29 protein-coding genes are annotated in these 24590 nt (G+C 47.9%); 14 read left to right on the forward strand and 15 right to left on the reverse strand.

Annotation, left to right across the window (positions count from 1 at the left end):
• Positions 1-100 precede the first annotated feature (100 nt).
• Positions 101-880: a hypothetical protein gene (locus tag MGMO_RS05635; RefSeq protein WP_023494074.1), complete on the reverse strand. Its 780-nt coding sequence runs from the start codon at positions 878-880 to the stop codon at positions 101-103.
• A 325-nt stretch (positions 881-1205) separates the two neighbouring features.
• A complete protein-coding gene (gene nudE / locus MGMO_RS05640; RefSeq protein ID WP_023494075.1) occupies positions 1206-1757 on the reverse strand; it encodes an ADP compounds hydrolase NudE in 552 nt (183 codons plus the stop codon).
• Positions 1758-1798: 41 nt separating this feature from the next.
• Here nudE and yrfG point away from each other — a divergent pair, with 41 nt between their 5' ends.
• Positions 1799-2455, forward strand: coding sequence for a GMP/IMP nucleotidase (gene yrfG, locus MGMO_RS05645; RefSeq protein WP_023494076.1), 657 nt, complete (start codon positions 1799-1801; stop codon positions 2453-2455).
• On the opposite strand, the gene MGMO_RS05650 is transcribed toward yrfG, so the two are convergent.
• A complete protein-coding gene (locus MGMO_RS05650; protein WP_036307061.1) occupies positions 2418-3794 on the reverse strand; it encodes a DEAD/DEAH box helicase in 1377 nt (458 codons plus the stop codon). The genes yrfG and MGMO_RS05650 overlap by 38 nt on opposite strands.
• Positions 3795-3892: 98 nt before the next feature.
• Here MGMO_RS05650 and trxA point away from each other — a divergent pair, with 98 nt between their 5' ends.
• The 4 genes from trxA to MGMO_RS05670 all read left to right on the forward strand — a co-directional run bounded on the left by trxA (position 3893) and on the right by MGMO_RS05670 (position 7196).
• Positions 3893-4219 carry a thioredoxin TrxA gene (gene trxA, locus MGMO_RS05655; protein ID WP_023494078.1) on the forward strand — a complete coding sequence of 109 codons (327 nt, stop codon included), beginning with the start codon at positions 3893-3895 and terminating at the stop codon, positions 4217-4219.
• A 245-nt stretch (positions 4220-4464) separates the two neighbouring features.
• Positions 4465-5721 carry a transcription termination factor Rho gene (rho, locus tag MGMO_RS05660; protein ID WP_023494079.1) on the forward strand — a complete coding sequence of 419 codons (1257 nt, stop codon included), beginning with the start codon at positions 4465-4467 and terminating at the stop codon, positions 5719-5721.
• 13 nt (positions 5722-5734) lie between these two features.
• Positions 5735-6562: an undecaprenyl-diphosphate phosphatase gene (locus MGMO_RS05665; RefSeq protein WP_023494080.1), complete on the forward strand. Its 828-nt coding sequence runs from the start codon at positions 5735-5737 to the stop codon at positions 6560-6562.
• A gap of 139 nt (positions 6563-6701) precedes the next feature.
• On the forward strand, positions 6702-7196 hold the full coding sequence (locus MGMO_RS05670; RefSeq protein ID WP_152976301.1) for a hypothetical protein: 495 nt from the start codon (positions 6702-6704) through the stop codon (positions 7194-7196).
• Between the two features lie 66 nt (positions 7197-7262).
• Here MGMO_RS05670 and MGMO_RS05675 read toward each other — a convergent pair whose 3' ends face one another.
• From MGMO_RS05675 to MGMO_RS05690, 3 genes are all read right to left on the reverse strand, one after another.
• Complete coding sequence (locus MGMO_RS05675) at positions 7263-7535, reverse strand: oxidative damage protection protein (RefSeq protein ID WP_023494082.1); 273 nt, start codon at positions 7533-7535, stop codon at positions 7263-7265.
• A 2-nt stretch (positions 7536-7537) separates the two neighbouring features.
• Complete coding sequence (mutY, locus tag MGMO_RS05680; RefSeq protein ID WP_023494083.1) at positions 7538-8584, reverse strand: A/G-specific adenine glycosylase; 1047 nt, start codon at positions 8582-8584, stop codon at positions 7538-7540.
• Between the two features lie 174 nt (positions 8585-8758).
• Positions 8759-10138 (reverse strand): AsmA family protein, encoded by a 1380-nt coding sequence (locus tag MGMO_RS05690; protein WP_023494085.1) that lies wholly within the window; start codon positions 10136-10138, stop codon positions 8759-8761.
• Between the two features lie 203 nt (positions 10139-10341).
• Between MGMO_RS05690 and MGMO_RS05695 the strand changes: the two genes are divergently transcribed.
• Entirely contained in the window at positions 10342-10626 is a 285-nt protein-coding gene (locus tag MGMO_RS05695) for a hypothetical protein (RefSeq protein ID WP_023494086.1), read from the forward strand.
• A 55-nt stretch (positions 10627-10681) separates the two neighbouring features.
• Here MGMO_RS05695 and MGMO_RS05700 read toward each other — a convergent pair whose 3' ends face one another.
• Positions 10682-11287 carry a peroxiredoxin gene (locus MGMO_RS05700; protein WP_023494087.1) on the reverse strand — a complete coding sequence of 202 codons (606 nt, stop codon included), beginning with the start codon at positions 11285-11287 and terminating at the stop codon, positions 10682-10684.
• A 277-nt stretch (positions 11288-11564) separates the two neighbouring features.
• On the opposite strand from MGMO_RS05700, the gene MGMO_RS05705 reads away from it, so the two are divergent.
• Positions 11565-12074 carry a hypothetical protein gene (locus tag MGMO_RS05705; protein WP_023494088.1) on the forward strand — a complete coding sequence of 170 codons (510 nt, stop codon included), beginning with the start codon at positions 11565-11567 and terminating at the stop codon, positions 12072-12074.
• A 92-nt stretch (positions 12075-12166) separates the two neighbouring features.
• Here the strand turns inward: MGMO_RS05705 and MGMO_RS05710 are convergent, their stop codons facing one another.
• Genes MGMO_RS05710 through MGMO_RS05720 form a run of 3 tightly spaced genes read right to left on the reverse strand, consistent with a single transcriptional unit; the run spans position 12167 to position 14037 of the window.
• Entirely contained in the window at positions 12167-12577 is a 411-nt protein-coding gene (locus MGMO_RS05710; protein ID WP_023494089.1) for an ExbD/TolR family protein, read from the reverse strand.
• Positions 12578-12579: 2 nt separating this feature from the next.
• On the reverse strand, positions 12580-13248 hold the full coding sequence (locus MGMO_RS05715) for a MotA/TolQ/ExbB proton channel family protein (RefSeq protein WP_023494090.1): 669 nt from the start codon (positions 13246-13248) through the stop codon (positions 12580-12582).
• Positions 13249-13302: 54 nt separating this feature from the next.
• Positions 13303-14037 (reverse strand): energy transducer TonB, encoded by a 735-nt coding sequence (locus MGMO_RS05720; RefSeq protein WP_023494091.1) that lies wholly within the window; start codon positions 14035-14037, stop codon positions 13303-13305.
• Positions 14038-14651: 614 nt separating this feature from the next.
• Here MGMO_RS05720 and petA point away from each other — a divergent pair.
• The 6 genes from petA (at position 14652) to MGMO_RS05750 (ending at position 19316) form a co-directional block, all read left to right on the forward strand.
• Positions 14652-15251: a ubiquinol-cytochrome c reductase iron-sulfur subunit gene (gene petA, locus MGMO_RS05725; RefSeq protein WP_023494093.1), complete on the forward strand. Its 600-nt coding sequence runs from the start codon at positions 14652-14654 to the stop codon at positions 15249-15251.
• Entirely contained in the window at positions 15248-16648 is a 1401-nt protein-coding gene (locus MGMO_RS05730; protein WP_023494094.1) for a cytochrome b, read from the forward strand. Before petA ends, MGMO_RS05730 begins: the two co-directional genes overlap by 4 nt.
• Before the next feature lie 2 nt (positions 16649-16650).
• On the forward strand, positions 16651-17373 hold the full coding sequence (locus MGMO_RS05735) for a cytochrome c1 (RefSeq protein WP_023494095.1): 723 nt from the start codon (positions 16651-16653) through the stop codon (positions 17371-17373).
• A gap of 140 nt (positions 17374-17513) precedes the next feature.
• Positions 17514-18149, forward strand: coding sequence for a glutathione S-transferase N-terminal domain-containing protein (locus tag MGMO_RS05740; RefSeq protein WP_023494096.1), 636 nt, complete (start codon positions 17514-17516; stop codon positions 18147-18149).
• Positions 18146-18526, forward strand: coding sequence for a ClpXP protease specificity-enhancing factor (locus tag MGMO_RS05745; RefSeq protein ID WP_023494097.1), 381 nt, complete (start codon positions 18146-18148; stop codon positions 18524-18526). The genes MGMO_RS05740 and MGMO_RS05745 overlap by 4 nt, the downstream gene beginning before the upstream one ends.
• A 10-nt stretch (positions 18527-18536) precedes the next feature.
• Positions 18537-19316, forward strand: a complete 780-nt coding sequence (locus MGMO_RS05750; RefSeq protein ID WP_036307065.1) for a DUF5677 domain-containing protein — start codon at positions 18537-18539, stop codon at positions 19314-19316.
• Positions 19317-19579: 263 nt separating this feature from the next.
• Here the strand turns inward: MGMO_RS05750 and MGMO_RS05755 are convergent, their stop codons facing one another.
• Positions 19580-19846 carry a hypothetical protein gene (locus MGMO_RS05755; protein WP_036307067.1) on the reverse strand — a complete coding sequence of 89 codons (267 nt, stop codon included), beginning with the start codon at positions 19844-19846 and terminating at the stop codon, positions 19580-19582.
• A 114-nt stretch (positions 19847-19960) separates the two neighbouring features.
• Positions 19961-20482 carry an NUDIX hydrolase gene (locus tag MGMO_RS05760; protein ID WP_023494099.1) on the reverse strand — a complete coding sequence of 174 codons (522 nt, stop codon included), beginning with the start codon at positions 20480-20482 and terminating at the stop codon, positions 19961-19963.
• 133 nt (positions 20483-20615) lie between these two features.
• Between MGMO_RS05760 and MGMO_RS05765 the strand changes: the two genes are divergently transcribed.
• Positions 20616-21182, forward strand: a complete 567-nt coding sequence (locus MGMO_RS05765) for a c-type cytochrome (RefSeq protein ID WP_023494100.1) — start codon at positions 20616-20618, stop codon at positions 21180-21182.
• A gap of 13 nt (positions 21183-21195) precedes the next feature.
• Here MGMO_RS05765 and rsmD read toward each other — a convergent pair whose 3' ends face one another.
• The 3 genes from rsmD to MGMO_RS05780 are packed head-to-tail and all read right to left on the reverse strand — an operon-like array spanning position 21196 to position 24420.
• On the reverse strand, positions 21196-21756 hold the full coding sequence (gene rsmD / locus MGMO_RS05770) for a 16S rRNA (guanine(966)-N(2))-methyltransferase RsmD (protein WP_023494101.1): 561 nt from the start codon (positions 21754-21756) through the stop codon (positions 21196-21198).
• Positions 21737-23059, reverse strand: coding sequence for a M16 family metallopeptidase (locus MGMO_RS05775; RefSeq protein ID WP_023494102.1), 1323 nt, complete (start codon positions 23057-23059; stop codon positions 21737-21739). The genes rsmD and MGMO_RS05775 overlap by 20 nt, the downstream gene beginning before the upstream one ends.
• Positions 23056-24420, reverse strand: a complete 1365-nt coding sequence (locus tag MGMO_RS05780; protein WP_023494103.1) for a M16 family metallopeptidase — start codon at positions 24418-24420, stop codon at positions 23056-23058. The genes MGMO_RS05775 and MGMO_RS05780 overlap by 4 nt, the downstream gene beginning before the upstream one ends.
• Positions 24421-24590: the final 170 nt, after the last annotated feature.

Below are 24590 nucleotides of genomic sequence, written 5' to 3' on the forward strand. Positions count from 1 at the left end.
ATACCGCCGTGTCGCCACCCGATACGAACGGCTGGCGGTCAACTATATGACTATGCTGAGCTTGGCCAGCGTGTTGATTTGGCTTAAATGAGAACAGCCCCTAGTTCTCTATCGATAAGTACTTGCTTTTATCACTTTCCACAACGCACGTAGCCAAGAGTTTATTTTTATTACTCCATTCAAACTTAAAGCTACCATTTAATTTTTCTTTAAGCTCAATGCCAATATTTTTTAGTTGTGGGATATTTTTAATAAGAGCTAAACAATCATTTTTTGCTTTTGCTTCTTTATCTTCCTGATCTTTATTTTGTACGCTGGTTGGCTTAGGATTTGGAATAGTAGTCGCCATTATTGAACAATTCGGATCATTTTTTAATCGGCAAATCATTTCGTAAGCAACTATATTGGAAGGTAAACCTGATAAAGTTATATACAGGAGTTTTTTCCCAGCTTTAGGTATACATTTGAATGAAGGTATCGGAATTTTTAATAGGACTTTTTTAATTTTTAGTTGTTCTATATTTTCATCGATGGCTTTTTTAAAAATTATTATTTCTTCATTTGGAGTGCAAGGGTTTTTATTCCCTTTATCACCATAATTTCCATGATTAACTGATGCTGTTTCATTTTTTGCTATAACACCAGATGTAGCTTCTCCTTTTGGCTTGCCAGTACTCGGTTTTCTTTTCGATGGTTCGGGTTTATCTGGTGGTTTATTAAGACTGGCGAGCGCATACCTTTCAAATTCTGTTATGTCGTCTTCTTTGGATAAAGGTTCGTGAGTAAAACCAATATAAATAATACCCGCGATAGCCACAATAGCCACAATAGCGACCAGAGCATTTCTTTTTTGGGGAAAGGTTAAAGTTAGTGTGGTCACGTCCCACCTCTTTAGAAAGTTATTGTTGTTACATTTTTTTCTTGGCGAGTTCTGTAATGCTTGATGATAAAAGCGGCATCAGATTTATTGAACACCTGTAATTATACTCCACCATCTAACGGCTGTATTTAAAGTTCAATGTTGGCCGATGCACAAAATCCAGAAGCTACCTGTAATAAATTTTGAGAATACGTATAACAATTGTGAGAATTTTTTAATAAATAATGAGAACTGATAGGATAACCTTCTCAATTCCGTTCGTATTGAACTTTACCAATTCCGCTTGTGGTGAGCTTGTTGAACCACCCTAAACGAAACCACAGGTTCAAAGTTTTTTCAGATGCTCAACCGCCATAAACAACGCCGCTATCGAGCGCGCCTCTGTACATTCACCCGTTGCCAGCAAGCCATTGATATTCGACAACTGCCAAGGCACGACTTCCAGTTCTTCCGGCTCGTCGCCGTCGAGCTTTTCGGGGTACAAGTCCCTGGCTATAATGATTTCTGTCATATGTTCCAGGTAAGAAGGTGCAATGGAAAAAGAAGCCAGGTGATGAAGGTTGTTTGCGCCGTAGCCGACTTCTTCTTTCAACTCCCGGTTGGCGGCCTCAAAAAAAGACTCCCCCGCATCGGTTTTGCCTTTCGGCAAGCCCAGTTCGTAGCGGTGTACCCCCGCCGAATATTCCCTGATGAGCAAAACCGTGTCGTCGTCCAACAAAGGCACAACCAGCACCGCACCACCGCCGGGATTGCCGCGCGCCAAGCGTTCGTAATTACGTTGCTCCCCATTGCTGAATTCAATATCCAATGATTCAATACGGAACAACCGACTGGTGGCTATTGTGGTTTTTTTAAGGATAATGGGGGTATTGGACATAATGTTATTTTGTCAGTTTATTCGCTAAATGTAACGCTATCATGATTAATTGGAAAGAAATTGATACGGTATTCCTTGATATGGACGGCACCTTGCTCGATTTGCGGTTTGATAACCATTTCTGGAAGGAATTTGTGCCGCTTAAGTTTGCGGAAAAGGAAGGGCTGTCAATTGAACACGCCAAAGCGCATTTGATCCCGCGCTTTAAAAGCAAGGAAGGCACGCTGGATTGGTATTGCCTGGATTACTGGAGCGATGCCTTGCAATTGGATATTGCCGGACTAAAAACCGAGCTTGCTGAATTGATAGCCGTATTGCCCCATGTCAGTGAGTTTTTGGAGAAGATCAAGCCGTCTTCGCAACGGGTTTTATTGGTAACTAACGCCCACCGTGACAGCCTGGACTTAAAGATGGAAAAAACGGGGTTGCAGCCGTTTTTTGACGGCCTGGTGAGTTCGCATGATTTTGGCTTGCCAAAAGAACACACAGATTTTTGGCATCGTTTGCAACATCAGCATCCTTTTGAAAAACACAATACACTGTTGATTGACGATAGCCTTGCGGTGCTGAATTCTGCCCGTGACTACGGCATTGCCCATTTGGTGTCGATTAGTCGCCCAGATTCTGGGTTGCCCAAGAAGGAAATCGTCGAGTTCCCTGCTATTGAGGATTTTCGGGAGCTAATGCGGGGGCTTTAGGTTTGCTGTGGGGCGGGCGCTTAGGCCGCTGGTCTGACCTGAATTCCCTTGGCCTTCGTTCCGGCTTGATGAAGTCCGCCAGCAATTCCTTGTCGATGGCTTTGACGGGGATTTTTTGCCCGATAAATTCCTCAATATCCGGCATGGAGTACGCATAGTCCTCGCAAACAAAGCTTATGGCCTCGCCGCTTGCGCCAAACCGCGCCGTCCGTCCTATCCGATGGACATAATCTTCCACATCTTGCGGCAGGTCGTAATTGATGACATGGCTTACGTCCGGGATATGCAAGCCTCGGGCGGCAACGTCGGTGGCAATCAATAGCGATATTTCATTCTGCTGAAAGCTGTTTAACAATTTCTGGCGTTTTTCCTGCGGCACGTCACCACTTAGGGCAGCAGTCTTGTAGCCATTGGCGTTGAGGGTGGCATCCAGTTCTTCCGCACAACGCTTGGTATTAACGAAAATAATGCTGCGTTGCGGTTGCTCATGTTTCAAAATACCGAGCAACAACGGCAGTTTTTGGTCGTTTGCGGGGCAATAGGCACTTTGTTTGATGGCTTTGGACGTCACTTCTTCGGTCTCAATCTTCACCAAGACCGGATTGTTCATGTGTTCGTAAGCCAACTCAGTCACCTTATAAGACAAAGTCGCCGAAAACAGCATATTCAAGCGTTGTTCCGGCGGCGGCATACGGCGCAGCAAAAAGCGGATGTCCTTGATGAAGCCGAGGTCAAACATGCGGTCGGCCTCATCCAACACCATGACCTTGACGTGATCGAGCGTGAAAGCATTTTGGCGGTAAAAGTCGATAATGCGTCCCGGCGTACCGATAATAATATCGACATTGGTCTTTATTTTGGTCAGTTGCTTTTGGTAGTCCGTGCCGCCATAGATCAAGGCGAAAGTCAGGTTGAGGCGTTTGCTCAACAACAGCGCATCTTTATGGATTTGTATCGCCAGTTCTCGGGTCGGCGCGAGGATGATCGCCCTGGGGTATTGGATGACTTTATTTTTGACAGGCTTGGCGACAACTTTTTCTGCCAAGGCGTGTTCTGGCGTTTCATCGCTGTCATATTCATCAGGATCGTCGTCCTCATCTTCCTCCAGATCGGCTTCATCATTGATAAGGTGTTGGAAAGCGGCCAACAAAAAAGCCGCCGTCTTGCCAGTCCCGGTCTGCGCCTGCCCCGCTACATCCTTGCCTCGCAAGGCTAACGGCAGTGTCTTGTCCTGTATAGGCGTGCAGTGATGGAATCCGGCATCTTTTAGGCTTTGCAGGATGGGATTAGACAACTCAAGATTGCTGAAACGGGTTTCGGTTAAATGGTTAGTATTCATGGGTAATAGCATACCGTAAAAACGGCCTTAACCGAAAATTGATTGACTACACTGTTTATCCCTCCTATAGTTAAGTTTTTAATCCTTGGAGAGACAATGTGAGCGACTTGGTTCGTCATGTAAATGATAGTGATTTTAATGAGGCTGTGCTGAAAGCAAGCGGCCCTGTGCTGGTCGATTATTGGGCCGAATGGTGTGGTCCCTGCAAAATGATTGCCCCAATCCTGGAAGAAATCGCCAAGGATTACGCCGGCAAACTCACGGTAGCCAAGTTGAACATAGACGATAACCCAGCGACACCGCAACATTATGGCGTACGCGGCATTCCTACATTGATGTTGTTTGTAGACGGTGAAGTGGAAGGAACCAAGGTCGGAGCCTTGACCAAATCGCAACTTGCCGCCTTTCTTGACAACTATTTGTAAGTAACTGAACAATGAATCGCTGATTTAATCAGCGATTCCGCCCAAAACGAAAGTCCCTAAAATAAAGGCTCTCCAAAAAATAGACGGATCGAAATACTTGCGCTATACTATCGAAACGCGACAGATTGCTCGCGTATTCAAACCGAACCGCCCGATAACCACCCCTGAATCTTAAATCCGTTTTACGGCTTATTCAAGTCTAGCGAGCGCGTAAGCGAATTCTTTGATGTATTTTTTCCTGCCCTATGAATCTTACCGAATTAAAACTAAAACCTATAAACGAAGTCATTGAAATAGCCGAGTCCCTGGGATTGGAGAACGTCGCCCGATCCCGAAAGCAAGACCTGATCTTTGCCATTCTCAAAAAACAGGCAAAGGCAGGCGACGACATCTCCGGTGACGGCGTGTTGGAAATTTTACAGGACGGTTTTGGTTTTTTGCGGACACCGGGGGCATCCTATCTCGCAGGGCCTGACGATATTTACGTTTCTCCAAGCCAAATCCGGCGCTTTAACCTCAAGACGGGCGACACCATCAGCGGTAAGATCAGGCCACCGAAGGATAACGAACGCTATTTCGCCATGCTCAAGGTCGATGAAATCAATTTTGAGCCACCGGAAAACACCAAAAACAAAATCAATTTCTCCAACCTCACGCCCCTTTTCGCCAAGCAACGGTTCGTGCTTGAACGAGGTAACGGCACCAGCGAAGACTTGACCGGACGCATTATCGACCTGATTGCCCCCATCGGCAAAGGCCAGCGCGGGTTGATCGTTTCGCCACCCAAAGCCGGTAAGACCATGATCCTGCAAAGCTTGGCGCAGGCCATCGCGGACCAGAACCCTGAATGTTACCTGATCGTACTACTCATCGACGAACGCCCCGAAGAAGTCACCGAAATGGAGCGTTGTGTACGTGGCGAAGTCATCTCCAGCACCTTCGACGAGCCTGCAACCCGCCACGTACAAGTCGCCGAAATGGTGATCGAAAAAGCCCGGCGCCTGGTCGAACATAAACACGACGTGGTTATCTTGTTAGACTCCATCACACGCCTTGCACGGGCATACAACACGGTCGTCCCTTCGTCCGGCAAAATCCTGACCGGTGGTGTCGATGCCAACGCCCTGGAAAAACCCAAACGCTTCTTTGGTGCAGCGCGTAATATCGAAGAAGGCGGCAGCTTGACCATCATCGCCACCGCGTTGGTCGATACCGGCTCAAAAATGGACGAGGTCATCTATGAAGAATTCAAGGGGACAGGCAATATGGAACTGCACCTAGACCGCAAGATTGCCGAAAAACGTATTTACCCCGCTATCAACATCAACCGTTCCGGCACACGTCGAGAAGAATATCTCGTTGATCCCGAAGTATTACAAAAAACCTGGATACTACGGAAAATCCTGCAACCCATGGATGAAACCGCCGCTTCCGAATTTTTGCTCGGCAAGCTCAAAGACTTCAAGACCAACGCGGAATTTTTTGAGTCGATGAAGCGATAAGCAAGAAGCCGCTATGTCAGATACCCACTTACTGATTTCCGCCCTTATTCTGGGTGTTGTCGAAGGCTTGACCGAGTTCCTGCCCGTGTCCTCTACAGGCCATCTCATCCTGGTTGGACAATTGTTGGGCTTTAACGACGACAAAGGTAAAGTCTTTGAAATTGTCATCCAGTTTGCGGCAATCCTGGCGGTCGTTTGGGAATACCGTGCCCGCCTGTTCCATGCCTTGTTCAGCCTAAGCAAAGAACCCGCGTCCAAACGGTTGGCAATCAATCTGGTTGTCGCTTTCTTGCCTTCTGCGGTATTGGGCTTTTTGTTCTTGAAGCAAATCAAGGCCTATTTGTTCAACCCTTTTGTGGTGGCTTCGGCGTTTATTGTCGGCGGGTTGTTGATACTTTGGGCGGAACGCCGTGAACATAAAATAAAAGCCGAAACCATCGATGACATGACTTGGCAGGATGCCCTAAAGGTCGGTTTTGCCCAAGCGTTGGCGATGATTCCCGGTACGTCCCGTTCCGGTGCGACCATCATCGGAGGGCTTTTCTTTGGCTTGTCCCGGTTGGCGGCAGCGGAATTTTCCTTTTTCCTCGCCATACCCACCATGTTTGCGGCGACACTTTATGATGTCTACAAACACCGTGACCTGTTCAGTGCCGATGACATTAACCTGTTTGCTGTCGGCAGCACGGTTTCCTTTATCAGCGCTTTCTTCGCCGTACGCGGCTTGATCCGGTTCATCAGCCGACATGATTTCACCGTGTTTGCCTGGTACCGTATTGCCTTTGGCATACTGGTGCTGGGTTCAGCCCAATTCGGTTGGGTAAATTGGAGTGACCACTGAGCCTATACCTGATATAACATTATCCCTTTATCTTTAAGTCGATACGCTCAAAGTAAATCAATAGCCTATTATGCAAGTGCCTGAGAACTTTGAATCCCCTATCAAATTGGCTGTCATCAGAATTTTTCTGGTACTTATAATGCCTATGTTCGCCATCAGTTGCAGCGATGACCCCTTCCTACCCTCTTCCGAATTCGCCGACCTACCCTCCCAAACAAAGGAAATCCTGATAAACAATGGTCGTTACGACAAGCCCTATGAGACTCTCGGCCCCATCGAATATACCTTGAAAACCAGCATTCCAACCCCCGTTAACCAGATAGGGTTAAGGAATCAGGCCATCGCTATTTTGAAGCAAGAAGCATCGGCTAAATACAGCGCAAAAACAGATGCTATTGTTGATGTCAAAGTCGTTGAAAGCATAGAAGAAAGCGACGACGAAAAGTTAAACATTATTGAGGTCAGCGGCATTGCTATTGCTTTTATTCCTGAGCCCAAACCGGTAACCAAGCAAAAAATAAGACCCAAAGCAAAGCCCTCGCCCAATAAAACAAAACCTTTAAAAAACGGCAGCGGCAAAACCCAAGCGGAAGACCAAGACATAGAAATAACCCCATCAGAACTCCTGAAATAAGGGGATTTATACGGCTATTTGTTGCAGCCCCTTTTTCGGGACATGTGACTTTGAAGCATCGCTTAGTTAGGTTTTTGGCGGCACATAACCTTGCGGCATATCATCGTTGCCCTCAAACAGAAACTTATCCCTTTCTTCTGCCAGGTAAGCCCTGGCTTTGGGATCGTAGCTCGCCAGTTTGTTCTCATTAATCAGCATAGTCTGCCTGCTTAACCAATCTTGCCAAGCTTGTTTGGATATTTTCTCAAATATTTCCTGGCCTTTCGTTCCCGGAAAGGGGGGCTTGTCCAAGCCTTCGGCTTCTTTGCCTAATTTCACGCAGTGAATTAACCGGGTCATTTTTATTCTCCTTTTAGGTGTTGTTGCAGTAGCGGTTTAATAGGGGCTGGAAGCCCGATCTGACCTATTTGCTGGGCATTATGCCAGACGATGCGACCTGTTTCGCGGATTACATCCATAGTGTTATCGGTTTCGACGAATAACGGCGTGTAATCCAGATGATAATGCGAAAAAGTATGCCTTTGCTTTTCGCCGACCTGTTTATCACGAATTTTTAGGTTATTCGCAACGCACCAATCCAATGCCGCAGCTTCGCTGGTAAATTCCGGTAAACTCCATAACCCGCCCCAAATTCCGGTAGGCGGCCTTTTTTCCAGCAATACCTGTCGCCGACCGGTATGCGTCAGCAAAAATACCACTTGCTTGACGGGCAATACCTTGGCCTTTTTTGAAGCAGGAAAATCCGGCACCCTGTTTGTCAAGAAAGCCGCACAGCCGGTTGTAAGGGGACAGTTTTCGCACATCGGATTGCTACGCGTACAGACCATCGCCCCCAAATCCATTATGGCTTGGGTATAGTCTGCAACACGGTCATCAGGCGTATAGGCAGCACTGAACGCCCATAGCTGCTTATTGACCAAGCTACTGCCCGCCCAACCGGAAATCGCCTTGAATCGCGCCAGCACTCGCTTTACATTGCCGTCAAGGATAGGCTGGGGCTTGTTGAACGCAATGCTCAAAATAGCACCGGCGGTCGATTGCCCTATACCCGGCAATGCCATGAGGCCATTTAAGGTATCAGGGAACCGGCCTAGCACGCCTATTCTCTGTGCCGCCTTATGCAAATTACGCGCCCGCGAATAATAACCCAAGCCTGACCACAACTGTAAAACGTCATCAACCGTAGCTTGTGCCAAACTTTCTACATTGGGAAATTTTGCGGTGAACGCCAGGAAATAAGGAATAACTGTCGCGACCTGGGTTTGTTGCAACATGACCTCTGACAACCAGACCCGATAGGGCGAAATGTCCTGTTGCCAAGGCAAGTCTTTGCGACCGTGTTGGTCAAACCAAGCCAATATATTTTGCTGGAATGCTAAAGGTGTCATTAATGCAAACTATCGCTTTTGCAAGGTATTGTCATCGTATTTTCATCGGTTGCTGGGGGCGTGTTTTTAGGCAGGGGAAAGGCCGGGGTGAAGAAATTAAAACACATGTAATTACCTATCGCACCAACCCTCGCCCCAAGGTCAAGGGATTGTTGGATACCCGCTTAATTAAAGTTAGTTAGGGGCTTGCTCCATACTGATGCCCCCCTTTTTTGCGATGAGCGTTAAGCGCATATCTTGCATCGTCATCTTATTGAACGTCATATTACCTATCACCAGCTTACCTTCTGCGTCCAACTCCCTTAACCCGTCCAGGGGCACACTGAAAGCCCCCATTGGGGCCATACGGGCATTGGCTTCGGTTGGTTTGTCTTGGTCGGGTAAATAACGGTCGACATCAAACGTATCGACGGTCAAATCAAATAAAAAGCCGGGTCGAGAAAAATCGTTCATTGCCACAAAACCTTTGCCATGGCTATTATCAACCACAAACCCCAGATTGGTAAATTGCACACCGTTATTGTTTGCCTGGAAATGAGAAGACATAGCAAAATGGCTCAGGGCCTTGGCGTCACTCATGCTAGGTAGGGCTATTTCCCATTGTTTAAAGGTTTCGCGAAGATTACATTCAGGAATAACGAGGGAACCTTGGATGCTAAGCTTGTCGATTATATGTTCGGCACTCATATCTGCCGTAAGTTTAATATCGCCGTATTGTAATTTCAGGTTGGACGTATTCAACACTTGCTGAGCAAAATTTACTTCGGTGTCAGAAGCGTTGATAGTTGCTGTGAATGATTGCCCAGATGCCATTTTCTGGAGGCCAACCCATTCAATCTGGCTATCGTTAAAAGCAATGCTTTCCAGGCTCTCATCAACGCGCAGACTGGTTGCGAATTTTACAGTGCCGGGAAATTTAATGGCATCGCCTGCGATGTCGGCAGTCATATCGATTTTGACGGGCCCAGCTACTCGGAGGTTGTCGACATTGAGCTGGATATTTTTTAGCGCCCACTGCTCACCGGTTTGTTGGTTGTTCCAGTTAAGCTGAGCGTTTTGAATGACAATACCGTTGACGGCCAATGTTGCCAGCTTGGATTGCCTGATAGAGTATTCATCATCGAGTTTGGCATGCGACTGTGACACAGGATCAGCGGCGACTAAATCTCCCCAATTGCCAACCCCTTGTTTATCCTTTACCAAATTAATGGCCAAACCATCCAAAACAATGGCATTGATTTCGATCTTACGCGCCAGCAGTGGAAGCAGCTCAACCTTGATGTTGCTTTTAGCTACGGCAATAAACGACAACCCATCAAGGCCTGGTTGATTGCCAATCTTAATTTTTTCAGTGCTTATGCCTATCCAGGGGAAAACTGACACCTTGATATCGCCTTCAAAGGCGACAGCACGGTTTGTCTTATCCTTAATCAATGCCGCAATTTGGGTCTTATAGTTATTGGGGTCAATCAGCACGGGAAGGAGGCAAATAGCGATGACGAGAACTAATAATACGGAGATTGCCGTCAACAGCCATGGGGGAGCCTTTCTCACGAATCACTTCCGGTTAAGTCTGATGGGTTGGACTTAGGATGAAATAGTATGGCCGCTCGTTTTCATTCATGATCACGGCAATAACCCGCTTTAGATAGCTAGGGAAACTGCCGCTAACCCGGTGTATAATCCAAAAACGGCTGTAATTAAAGTTAATAAAAACCGCCGAACTTAAAAACAGAAAAAACAGAGAGGAGGAAAACATGTTGCTTTTAGCAAAACTGGCCGCCCTTGGGGTCATTATATGGTTTTACATGACAGCCGACAAAAACGGTGAACCGCCCGTAAAATGGGCATTCATTGGACTCGTTGGCTATATCATCGCTTGGTTCCTGGTTGATTTTGTCATTGATAACGCATTCTCCGCAGTCCTTGCCAAAAAAGGTGGCGGGGTTTTTATTCTTGGGCAAATCCCCGCGTTAGGGGGCTTACTTGCCGCGCATTTCATCAGGAAGAAATTGCTGGGCGATCTTGGCAAAACAAGTTAAAAGGCAGGACGCATTGCCCGAAAGTTATTCGGACAATGCGTCATCTTCGATGTTGTTATAGCTTATCGGCGTGTTTGTCCAGATACTCGGCAACACCCGATGGGCTTGCGTTCATCCCAGTATCGCCTTTGTTCCATCCCGCAGGGCATACTTCACCGTGTTCTTCATGGAATTGCAAGGCATCAATCATACGCAACAACTCATCCATGTTACGGCCCAGCGGCAAGTCATTGACGACTTGGTGGCGAACGACACCCTTTTTGTCGATCAGGAAAGTGCCACGGTAAGCAACACCGGGCGGTACGGCTTCGACATCGTAGTCTTTGCAGATGCCATGGGTCATATCGGCTGCCATCGTATAACGGACTGGGCCGATGCCACCCTTGTTGACTGGCGTGTTGCGCCACGCATTATGGGTAAAGTGCGAGTCGATAGAAACGGCAATCACCTCAACGCCCCGGCTAGTGAATTCATCCATGCGATGATCCAGGGCAATTAACTCGCTTGGGCAGACAAAGGTAAAGTCCAGAGGATAAAAGAATACCACGGCATATTTGTCGCTGGTCGCCGAGGAAAAGCTGAATGAATCGACGATTTCTCCACTTCCCAACACGGCTGGAACGGTGAAATCAGGGGCTTGTTTACCAACTAATACGCTCATCTTAAAGGTCTCCTAAATGATATTAAAAAAGGGGTGTTTTTGCTAACCGCCTTATCAGCTTATGACAGGCCAAGGGTCGTGTAAATTTATTTTACACCAGATTGGGCCAGAATTGTTTTGCCAAACAAAATTCACTTGCTTTTCTTAAAACTTTAGCCATAATTTGTAATCATAAGATTACAAATTAGCCAAGTCCGTTTTGTCTACCTTCGTTAGGATTTTGGGATGGCGGCGCAACATCAAAGTTACCTTGTTTTAATTTTTTCGAGACCGTAGTATGACAAAAGTTAAGCATGTTACAGAACCCGATGTATTCGGTTTCCAAGTTAGGATCGTCAGGCGTGGCAAAGAAAGCAGCCGGTATTTTTCCCATAAGCTGTGGGGCAGCAAAACCAAATCATTAAAGGCCGCCATCACTTGGCGCGACCAAATGTTGGTTGCCCTTAAAGGCAGTAAAACCCGCTTCCTCAAGCCGCCCAAAAACAAGACCACCACAGGCGTAACGGGGGTTTCCAGGACAATCAAATTCGATCACCGCAAAGACAAGAGCTACCTCTGCTACACCGTATTCTGGGTATGTAACGGCAAATCCAGAAACAAGACATTCCAAGTCGGCAACATTGAGACTGTCACAGCGGACGATGAACTACATGCTTTCCGTACCGCAAGATTATTCAGGAGTTGCTATGAATATGCCATAGACAACGACTTAACTTTTCACGAAGAAGCCTTTGATGGCTGGAAAAAAATGCGTGTATATGAAATTGAAAATCTCAAGGTTATTTAAGTCAACCTTACCTTGATGAAACAGTGCTGTTAGAAGGAAACAGTTGTTGGCCTCCCCTCCAGGCAGGTACATAGAAATATCGGTATAAGAAATTATTCTTCCACTGTCACAAATGCTATTTTGGCGATCCCCGCATGTTGCACAGTCGCCATGACCTCCGCAACTTTTTTGTAAACCACAGCTTGGTCGGCGTATAAATGTACGGCGACTTCCTTGTTTTTCACCAACTCATTCTTCAGGATTGTTTCCAATGCAGCTTGGTTTGCGACGGCTTGTTTGTTCAACGTGATAGCGCCTTGTGCGTCAATGGCAAGCTGTAACGGTTGGTCTTTAATGTTTGCCGTCGTCTCGGCAGTTTTCGGCAACGTCACATGGACCGATTGCGTCAGCAAAGGGGCCGTTATCAAAAGGATAATCACCAACACTAGCATCACATCAACAAGCGGCGTGACGTTAATCTCGCTCATCGCGCTATCATTTTCGGATTGCGGTTTAAATGCCATGATTACCCCTTCTTGCCTTGCTCATCCGCACTTAAGGCAACGTGCATAAAGCTAACCAAAAAATTTTCTAAACCCGCACGATGAAGTTTCACCCGACGCAAGAAAAAGTTATACGCCAACACGGCGGGCACGGCGACCGCAATACCGATAGCCGTGGCAACCAGCGCATCACCTATCGGCCCCGCAACCACATCTAAGCTAGTCGATCCACTTGCCGTAATATTATGCATGGCGTGCATGATGCCCAAGACGGTACCGAAMAAGCCGACAAAGGGCGCGGTACTGCCGATACTCGCCAATATCGTCAAGCCGCTTTCCATCAAGTGCAGCTCATTCTGCAATTGCACGGACAAGGAATGCTCCAGCAATTCGCTTGGCGTACCGCGAAACTTAAGGCTTTTGGCCGAAGGTTTCCGGCTTTCCGTGAGCCAGGCAAATCCCTGTTGGGCAATACGCGCCAGCGGCCCACGGAATTTGTTGGCAGGTAAAACTTCTACCTCGGCCAATGTTTCGGCTTCCCAAAACGCGCTGTCAAAACGCCGGTTCCAATAGCTATTTCTTGAGAACTGCCAGCACTTAAAAAAGATCAGCGTCCAAGTCACTATCGAAAAGGCCAGTAAGGTATATAAAGTGCCGTCAACAACAGCTTCGGGCGAACTATGATAAAGCATTAGGTTTTCCTTCTTTTGTCGGTCAAAGTAAAAAATAGCGGGTGTAAGCCAGCATTATTTTAATAACGTAAACTTGAGCGTCTGCACGGCGCGTTGCGTCACCGTAGCGCCATTCTCAATTTTGGGCTTGAATTTCCATTCCTTGATGGCATCCAATGCCGCCTCATCAAAAATACCGGGAGGAGAAGCATCGACAACCCTGGCGTTTGCCACTGTCCCCGACGGACTCACAGTGAATTCGATTTTAACCCAGCCTTCGATATGCCGACTAGCCGCCCGCATAGGATAGGTAGGCTTAACCCGCACCAAGGGGACAACACCCGAATCCACGGATTTAATAGGCGCTTCACCGCTCCCTGTTTTTGTTGGCTTATTGGCAGGTAAAGCCGGTGATGCCGATGTGTCAGGTGTTGGGATGGCATCGGCAGTCGAAGGTTGCATTGGGGTCGGTTTATCGGCTATCGGCTGCGGTATGGGTCGCTCCACTTTTTTTGGGACGACCGGCTCTTTTTTCTTGACGGGAGGCTTGACCTCTTTCTTTTTCGGCGGCACCTTCTTGGGCGGCGCAGGCGGCGTGACTTCGGGCTCGGCTTTTTGGCTAGGTTCGGAAAGCAATGCCACTTCCATAACTCTCAGCGGTTTAGTTTCTTTATCCGTATCGCTAGGCTGCATTAAAAACATGACCAGCCATAAGTGCAATAGCAACACCAAGACTGCCAATAGGCCAACGATAGGGCGATGATGAATTTCACCCGTTAGCGCTTCAAATAAGCGTGAAACCTTTTGCACTTTCGCTATTTTAACGGGAGGTTAATGCACTGCATTTTGGAACTTGGGGTGTCGGCATACTTTTTGTGCTATGGTTTTTGGGGTTGCACATTATCAATATCAAGATTGCCGAATCAATTAAAGGCTCGAATGGGCTTCGTCAGTTTGATGCGTAAAATAGATAAGGGTTAATTTGTGTCTAAAAGATTGCCCATAAAGCCGAAAAGATTTTTCAAACGAAGCAGATTAGGGCGCTTATTTTAGGGTTAATCCACTTTATAGGCAAGCAGAGGCAAACCCTTCATGCTTTTTTCAGGACCTGCGAAGGCACACAAGCAGTTTAAAATGTCGCTTACGCTCAAATTAAGGCTTCCCCATTCAATTCTACCGGAAAACCTGCCTTTAATATTAGGCATCAATCCCAAACAACTTCCCCTCGCATAAACTCATAATCTTTTATATCTTCATAAACTTATAGCACAAAAACAAGGTGACTAAACGATTTTCCGGCTTTAAACCGGCTTGGCCCTCAGTAAACAATTCAGCCTAACACTTCAAATTCACTAGCTTCTAATGGTATATTGCCAATATATAAAATGTGCATAGCACACAACAATAATAACGGGAGTTGCACAATGAATAATGAAGGCGTCGATGAATCCAAGCGCCAATTTTTAACTTCGGCGTTGACCGTCGTTGGCGGCATCGGCACGGGTTATCTTGCCGTCCCTTTTTTGGCACAAATGCAGCCCAGCGTTAAAGCGATGGCGGCCGGTGCCCCAGTCGAAGTTGACCTCAGCAAAATGGAGTCCGGGCAATTGCTTCGGGTGGCGTGGCGCGGCAAACCGGTCTGGATACTTAACCGCACGCCGGCAGCCCTAGAAACGCTAAAGGCAATGGACAGTTTTCTTAGCGATCCGAATTCCAAAGATTCAATTCAACCGGATTCCAGCAAAAACCCTGTGCGTTCCATCAAACCTGAAATTTTTGTTGCTATCGGTTTATGTACGCACTTGGGTTGTTCGCCTACCTTTCGCCCTGAAATTGCGCCGCATGACCTTGGCCCTGATTGGAAAGGCGGCTTCTTCTGCCCTTGCCACGGTTCTCGATTTGACTTGGCTGGTCGTGTTTATAGCGGTGTGCCTGCCCCGACGAACCTTGAAATTCCGCCCCATCGTTACCTAAAAGACACGCTGCTGCTCATAGGCGAAACTGGAAAGGGGGGTGTCGCATGAAAACTCGTATCACTGCCTGTGGCAACTGGTTCTTGGAGCGTTTCCCACTGACCAAATTGTGGAACGACCACATGGCGCATTATTACGCGCCTAAAAACTTCAATTTCTGGTATTTCTTTGGTTCCTTGGCGTTGCTGGTGTTGGTCAACCAATTCATCACCGGCATCTTGCTGACCATGAATTACAAGCCGGACGCGAAGCTGGCTTTCGATTCGGTCGAATACATCATGCGCGATGTCAATTGGGGTTGGCTGATCCGCTACATGCACTCGACGGGCGCATCGGCTTTCTTCATCGTCATTTACCTGCACATGTTCAGGGGCTTGATTTACGGTTCGTACAAACAACCCCGTGAGTTGATCTGGATTTTCGGCATGTTGCTTTTCCTGGCGTTAATGGCGGAAGCCTTCATGGGCTATTTGTTGCCTTGGGGCCAGATGTCTTACTGGGGCGCACAAGTCATCATTTCCTTGTTCAGTGCCATCCCGTTTATTGGCGATGATTTGTCGCTCTGGATACGCGGCGATTATGTCGTTTCGGACGCCACGCTGAACCGATTTTTCGCGTTCCATGTCATCGCTGTGCCCTTGGTATTGGTGATGCTGGTATTCCTGCACATCGTTGCCTTACATGAAGTCGGCTCCAATAACCCGGACGGCATAGAAATCAAGAAAATCAAAAATAAGGACGGAATCCCGCTGGACGGCATTCCTTTCCACCCTTATTACACGGTTAAGGATATTTTTGGTGTCGGCGTGTTCTTGATATTCTTTGCCACTGTCATTTTTTATATGCCTGAAGTGGGCGGCTTCTTTTTGGAAGCCGATAATTTCATCCCGGCGGATCCGCTCAAAACGCCGGAACATATCGCCCCGCTTTGGTATTTCACGCCTTATTATGCCATCCTCAGGGCAGTCCCCGATAAGTTTGCCGGGGTTATCGCCATGTTTGGGTCTATCGCCGTCTTGTTCATTTTGCCGTGGCTAGACCGAAGCCCCGTCAAGTCGATACGTTATCGCGGCGCAATCTTCAAAAGGGCCTTGTTCCTTTTTGTCATCAGTTTTTTTGCCCTAGGTTATCTCGGCACACAACCTGCGACACCGTCTGCAACCATGGTTGCACGGTTCTTTACCTTGATCTATTTCGGCTTCTTCCTGCTGATGCCAATTTACACCCGCTGGGAAAAACCAAAACCGGTGCCAAAACGATTGACGCAACTGTCAACATTGGATGATTTCATCCCCACCTTAAAGGCCACCTTGGATGAAGTGACTGTCAAAGACGATCATGGCTATACGTTGTTTGGGTCAACAGAATTTCGACGGAAACCTAATCCCCAGGGCATACGCAATGTGCTTATCCGATTGGCAAAAAACCTAAAAGCGAGCCTCGATTAATTATGAAAACACTATCACTTTCGATCCTGTTGCTGGCTTTCTCCCTGGGTGTTGCCGCTGAGGAAAATATTGAACTACAGCAAGCCAATTTTGATCCGGAAAACAGGGGTTCAATCGTCCAAGGGGCTAAAAGCTTTGTGAAATACTGCTTGGGTTGCCATTCCATCAAACACATCCGCTATCAACGGATAGCCCAGGATTTTGGTATTGATGAAATGAAAGTGTTGACTGAAGTTGCCCCACAAGGGGCGACTATCTACGAGCAAATGCACACGGCGATGAATGCCCACGACTCGGAAAAGTGGTTTGGCATACAACCGCCCGACTTATCGCTCGTCGCCCGTTCCCGCAGCGCCGATTGGCTATATACCTACCTAAAGAGCTTTTACACAGACAGGACAAAACCTCTAGGCACTAACAACCTGTTATTCAAAGATGTCGGTATGCCAAATGTATTTTGGCAACTGCAAGGGGAGCAAAAAGCCAGCTATATTGAAGACGACGGCCAGCAAGTCATCGAAAAACTTGTTGTCGACGTACCCGGTACATTATCGGAAGAACAATTCGACACCTTAATTAACGATTTGGTGAACTTCCTTGTTTACGTTGGCGAACCCGTAAAAATGGAACGGGAACGCCTGGGAAAATACATCCTCTTTTTCCTCCTTATGTTTTTGGTGATCGCCTATCTGTTGAAAAAAGAATATTGGAAAGACGTACATTAACCGCCCTTCGTGGAACAAGGATGTTCCCCTAAAAAGCCCCCAATTCGGGGCACTTGTAACGAAACGGCAATAAACTTTTCTTACGTGCTATAATGCCGCCATTTTAACCGCCCTGCTCCCGTACTAAGAGGTTGTTATCTGTGGCAAATATTTTTTCCCGTCGTTCCGTCATGACCCTGTTCTCCCCTTATGCTTGCCCAATGAGCCACGCGGCCCGTTTTGTCTTGCATGAAAAGGCCATCGTATCAGAAGTCGAATACTACGACCCCGACAACCCCACTGAGGAATTGCTCGAACTCAACCCCACGGGCGTATCCCCCACCTTGGTGGAAAGAGACTTGGTGCTGTACGACTCGCGCATCATAATGGAATACCTGGACGAGCGCTTTCCGCACCCGCCGCTGCATCAAATGGACCCGGTTTCCCGCGCCAGTGCAAGGATGATAATCAAGCGCATCGACCAGGACTGGTATCCCTTACTCGATGAAATAGCAGAATCTGGCGACAAAAAATCCAGTAAAGCCAAAAAACAGCTCAGGGAAAGCCTGATTGCGGCTGCACCGATTTTTACCGACCGTCCGTTTTTTATGAGCGAAGAATTCTCCCTGATTGATTGTGCGCTTGCACCGCTATTGTGGCGATTGCCCATGCTCGGCATTGACATCAGCACCCCTAATAACGCCATCACCAATTATGCCCAACGCATTTTTAATAGGCCGGCATTTAAGAGCAGCCTAAGCGAAGCCGAAAAAGAGATGGCCGAAACGCCCAAATGACTCCGCTCAAACCCTATTTAATTCGTGCCGTCTACGAATGGATAGTCGATAACGACTTAACCCCCCATCTACTGGTCAATGCCGACAATAACAAAGGCATCCTGCCAGTAGACTACATCGAAGACGGCAAAATCGTCCTGAACATAAGGCCGCAAGCCGTTGAAGCATTGTCCCTGGGCAATGACCTCATCGAGTTCAACGCCCGTTTCAGCGGCAAACCCATGACCATCACCGCATCTGTCAACGCCGTCATGGCCATCTACGCCAAGGAAAACGGTAAAGGTTTGGTCTTCGACCAAGAAAACAATGACGGCGACGTAGCCCCGCCGCCGGAGCAACCAACGCCTGGTAAGCCGAGTTTGAGGGTGGTTAAGTGAGCTTATTTGCTTGACAGACTTTGCACAGGGATTTTTGTCTGAGCAATTCGATGAGGTTCGTGACACCGTTCGCAATCAATACTTGAACTGGCGAGAATTACTATTGCAATTGAATGAACAGTGTGTAGTTACACAACATAAACTTTCTATCAATGTCAATGAACCGAGGGAATTACTCGGCGGCGCACTATTTGCTCGTACGCTTGCCTCATCGCAAGCAGCCATCCTCTTACTCGAATATGGTCTTTTAGCACAAGCTAAAACCGTACTAAGGTCAGCGCTTGAGTCACTCTTTGCCCTTGCAGCAATTGAAGCGAAGCCCGCGTTGGCTCTAAAGCTTGCACAGAGCCACGAAGCTAACAAGGCATCGCTGGCTGACAAAATAATTCAATGGGAAAACCCAGATTTAAAGGCTTCTATTTCGGCACTGATTGCTGAGGCCGAATTAGACAAAATTAAGTCAAACCAATCAGAAAAATTCAATACGTATCAACTTGCAGACCATGCCGGAATGAAGGATTATTACCTCAGTACGTACGTTTTGCTTAGCTTTCCAGCACACGCATCTGTCGTTGATCTTATATACCATCTTATTACCGACGATTATGGTAACGTCATCGGACTAAAGAATGAGCCACTTTTGGATAAACAGGAGTTTACTTGGGCTATTGCCATTGAAATACAGTTGCTAGCCGCTAAAGCCGTAAAAGGAATCTTTGGCATTAATTGCGTAGACATACAAGCCCATGAAAATGCACTTCGTACTCTTATTGCTCAACTTGATAACTAAGGTACAGCGAGGTAGGGCGCAATAACTGAAAGGCATTGCGCCGTATTTGGATAACACATGCGGCGGAATACGTTTCACTATTCCGCCCTACGTGATTTTCAAGAGAAGGGGAAATCCCGTTATGCCGCGCCGAGCACTGGCGGTTTTGTCGGGAATACCAAGCAAGGTAGGKTGGGGTGAGGAACGAACCCCAACGTGATGCCGACCCTTAATTTGTTGGGGTTCACAAGTTCACCCCAACCTACAATTTCCACCCATTCCCCTTATGCCGCGCCGAGCACTGGCGGTTTTGTCGGGAATAGCCCGTAGGGGCACGGTAGGGATGCCGTGCTTTGCTGGAGGGATAGGAAATCCCTTCCAGCAAACCCCGATAAAACTGTCAGAGCGCAGGATGAAGCGGCATCGGGCGGATTTCTTTTGGATACTTTTGTTTGGCGGAAAATTGCTCCTGCATTTTCCGCATTTACAACATCCATGTCGCTCATCCGCGCAAAGAAAAGTATCTCGCCCGTGGGTGCGAGAACCCACATTCAAATAACCGCGTTAGCGACAAAATCTTAACATCCAGCTTTAAATCTCCTCACCCTAACCCTCTCCAGCAGGAGAGGGGACAAAGACACTGAATTTTGATCTGGGCTATACAGTTATGGCAATTCGCCACAAGTTAAATCAGGCAATATAAAATCCTTCCCACCCAAATCAACATCATGCAAACCAGCTAAACCGCCCTTACCCAAACACCCATAAGTCCGCGCAATAATCTCCGCCAAGCCCACCACCAATTCATATTGCCCAAGCCCATCCAGGCTTACCCATTTGGCTTCGGCGACATCGCTTTGTGCTATGGGAAAACACTTGCCTTCATCGATCAACTCTACGAAAAAATCGACAATCACGTAATGAAAGCCTTCCAGCCTTCTTTCGACTACAGCGACAATTTGTTTTACTTCCACTTCCAAATGAGTCTCTTCGTAATACTCGCGTCGGCAAGCTTCAACCAAGGATTCCCCCGGTTCCAACTTGCCGCCAGGGATCGACCATAGCCCTTGCGCGGGCGCTTGGTTGCGCTTAATCAGCAAAACTTGTTGATGTTTGTTGAACAACACGCCACCGACACCTATGCTTGGGACAGGCAGCGTTATTTCTGGTTGATTGGGCTTATTCATGATGGCTGAGTGAATTATTCATTATCTTTCATTGCGTTTGGTTGTATATTAAGAACCAAATTATATTCAACTACTTCAAGAGTAAGGTCGCTATTAGCTTGAAGGCCAGTATTAAATCTTTATGAGGTGATCAATGCACTTATTAAGGCAAACGCTTACTTTTTCATTATTTCTGATTTGGTCCTGGGCTATCCATGTATCGGCGAACGAGTTGTCTACTGTTGAGCAAAAAGCGGCAACCTGCTTCGTGTGCCACGGCGATAAAGGCAAGAGCGATAACCCGCAATGGCCCAGCTTGGCGGCGCAGCAATCGGTTTATATCGTCAACCAACTTAATGCCTTCAAGTCAGGTAAGCGAATAAACCATGTCATGCAGGCGCAAACGAGTAAGTTGACCGCTGAAGACATCAATAATTACGGGGCTTATTTTGCTGTTCAGCAGGCCGCTAAAGCAGGTGGCGACCTTGCTTTGGGGAAGCAAGGCAAGGATAAAGCGACTGTCTGCTTAGGCTGTCACGGCTCGTCTGGCGAAGGCAATGGTGAATTTCCGCGATTGGCGGGACAGCATCCCGATTACCTCGTTAAGCAATTGACCGACTACAAAAATGGGTCGAGGAAAAACGATGCCATGCAAGCAATAGCCGGTAACCTTTCAGAAGAAGAAATTAAAGCGTTGGCGGCGTTTTTCGGGACGTTATAATCTAAGAATAAAACTACACGCTTCTCTGAAACAAATGATAACCCACGTCCCCCGCCGTTTTGCTTTTTAACGACTGCCAATTTTCCGGCAACTCATCAAGAAACTTCAGCTTACTTTCTGTCTCCACGTATATTTTAGCCTGTTGGCTTAGCCAGCCTTTATCTTCCAGCCATTGGCAGGTCTGTGCAATCAGGTGACAGCCAAAAGGCGGATCGAGGAAGACGATGTTGAAGGATTCGGCATCACCCGACAGGTAACGGAACACGTCGCTTTGGACGACTTTGACCTGCGTGGCAACCAGCTTGACGGCGTTTTCTTTTAGGGCGCGGCAGGCATCGGGGCTGTTTTCGACTTGGACGATTGACTTCGCGCCACGCGAGGCCGCTTCAAAGCCCAATGCACCGCTTCCCGCATATAAATCCAGGCAGCGACTGCCGGGGATGTCATATTGCAACCAGTTGAACAACGTTTCCCGGACCCTGACTGGGGTTGGCCTGAGTCCGGGTGCATCGTAAAAACTGATCTGGCGGCTGCGCCATTGCCCGCCGATAATCCTAATTTGGTTTTTGGGCATTGCTTGCCGCGCTGTTGCCGACAGTAACGGTTTGCAAGAGTGCAGTGTTCACCTTGCGGCTAAAGGCCGCCTTGATGGTATCGATGCTGGTTTCCTCAATTTTTTGTCGGAAGGTATCCAGATAATCCAGCGGCATATCGTAAAAACCGATCATGGCGACATAGCCCGCGAGCTTTTTGTTAGTGTCAAAGCGCATGGGGAAGCCGCCGATAATGTTCTTTTTAGCGGCATCCAGTTCGGCTTGGGTCGGGCCTTTGTTGATGAAATCAGCCAATGTCGTGTTGAGGACTTCCAGCGCTTGCTTGGTTTGGTCGTTACGGGTTTGCAGGCTGACCACGAATGGCCCCTGTTTCAGCATGGGAGAAAAAGCGCTGGAAGCACTATAAGCCAAACCGCGTTTTTCCCGCACTTCACTAAACAGCTTGGAGACGAGGCCGCTGCCGCCCAATATGTGGTTGCCCACATAAAGGTTGAAATAGTCAGGGTCTTTACGCCATGTACCTGGCAAACCGACCAGTACATGGGTTTGTGTGGAAGGAAACTCAATGCGCTGTTCGCTTGCTTGCGTAGGCATGGTGACATCCGGAATGGCTTCCGGTTTTTGCCCTACGGGCAAATCGGCCAATAGTTTTTCAGCCGTTTGCTGCGCTTGTTCCTTGGTCAGGTTGCCGACGATGACGACCATCGCATTACTGCTGACGTAATATTTTTTATAGAATTGCGCGAGGTCAGTTGCCTTCAATTTCTTTACGGTCTCATTGACTCCCGAATCAGGATGGGCATAAGGATGGCTTCCGTAAAGCTTATTGGAAAAAGCTTCACTGGCGACTTCGGCAGGCGACTCTTCCCGTTGTTTGATGGCGGCTAATGTACGGCTTTTTTCCCTTAAGAAATCGGCATTGTTAAATTTCGGCTTGGTCAGGATGACGTGCATTGTCTCCAATGCCTTATCAAACAAGGCTGGGTCGGTGAGTGACCGCAAGGAGAGGGAAGCTGTATCACTGGAAACACTGGTACCAAAATTGGCTCCGACACTTTCAAAACGCAGGGCTATCTGGTCGGCATTCCACTGCCCTGCACCAGTGTCCAACAGGGCGGAAGTCAGTGCGGCAAGGCCGAATTGCTGCCCGTCCCGTGCGCTGCCGGCATCGAATACGATTTGGATGTCCGCCATCGGCAAGGCATCGGCTTGGACAAAGTAGACGCGGCTACCTTGCGAGGTTTGCCAGTGTACGATTTTTGCGGTGGCGAAGCTGAATTGGCTAAATACCAATAAGGCTAATCCGATTAATTTGAAATTCATTGCACAACTCCTTTTGTCTTTACGTCAGAGGTCGTTCGGTTGATCGCTTGCGGCTCAAGGTAAGCGATACTGAGGCGGTCTTCCAGCAAGTATTTCTTGGCGACTTCCTGCACTTGTGCGGCAGTCACCTGATTGACCTTCTCAACATATTCATCAGCTCGTTGCCAACCTAAGCCCACCGTTTCCAACATGCCAAGCTGCATGGCTTGGTAGAAATTGGAATCGCGCTCGTACACGGCACTGGCTAACACCTGCGCTTTAATCCGACTTAATTCTTCTTCACTGATTAGGCTGCTTTGCAACTTGGCGACTTCCGCCTTTAATGCCGTTTCCATTTGCAATAGCGTTTTGCCTTCTGCGGGTGTGGCTTCCAACTCAAACAGGTCGGACAACCGGGAAGTCAGCCCATAACCTGCGGCGGCGGAGACGGCAATTTGTTTGCCCCGCACCAATGCCGAAGTCAACCGTGCACTGCTGCCGCCATCCAATACGCCAGCCAACACTTCCAGCGCATAGGCTTCCCATTCATTTTGGGCGGTTTTCAATACCGGAACTTTGTACCCCATGACGATAGACGGCAGCTTGGCAGGCACTTTGACCGTCATTCGGCGTAAACCCAGTTGCTCGATTTCAGTTTGCGGTTTGAGCGGTTTGATCTCGCTGGTCTTGAGCGGGGCGAAATATTTCTCAGCCAATGCGAATACGTCTTCCGCCTTGACATCGCCCACGACAACCAAGGTGGCGTTATTCGGCGCATACCAGCGTTGGTACCATGCCTGCAAATCTTCGACCGTGTATGCGGCAATATCGGCAGGCCAGCCAATCACCGGATGCTTATAGGGGCTGTTGCTGTATGCCATCGCATTGAAGTGTTCCTGCATTTTGCCCTGGGGATTATCCTCAGTCCGCATCCGGCGTTCTTCGGTGACGACCTGGAGTTCCTTTTTCAACTCCTCCGGCAATAAATGCAGGTTACGCATCCGATCGGCTTCCAGTTCCAGGCTGACAGAGAGCTTGTCAGCGGCCATGGTTTGGAAATAAGCGGTGTAATCCTGTCCGGTAAAAGCGTTTTCATCGCCGCCATTTTCGGCGATGATGCGGGAAAACTCCCCAACCGCATGTTTATCCGTGCCTTTGAACATCATGTGTTCCAGCATGTGCGAAATGCCGGTGATGCCGCCCGGCTCATAACTGGAACCGACCTTATACCAAACCTGCGACACCACCACGGGCGAGCGGTGGTCTTCTTTGACCAACACTTTCAGGCCGTTTGCCAGGACGTGTTCGGTGGCTTTGGGTTCGGCATGGGCGGACAAAATCGGCAAACACAACATTGCCGCAATCAGTAATCTTGCGTTCATAGCTCCCTCGTTGTTATTAATGTTAGCGCTTCGGACTGTTTGAATAATCAATGGTTCACTGTATTCTATAGGATAACTGAAATGTATACTTTGTTGAATCAAGCTGTATTACTTACTGTCTTTACCTTGGAAAGGACAGCGCTTTTATATTCAATAATGAGGATTTTTTA

Origin of the sequence: Methyloglobulus morosus KoM1 (genome assembly GCF_000496735.2) — a bacterium.
GTDB lineage: Bacteria > Pseudomonadota > Gammaproteobacteria > Methylococcales > Methylomonadaceae > Methyloglobulus > Methyloglobulus morosus.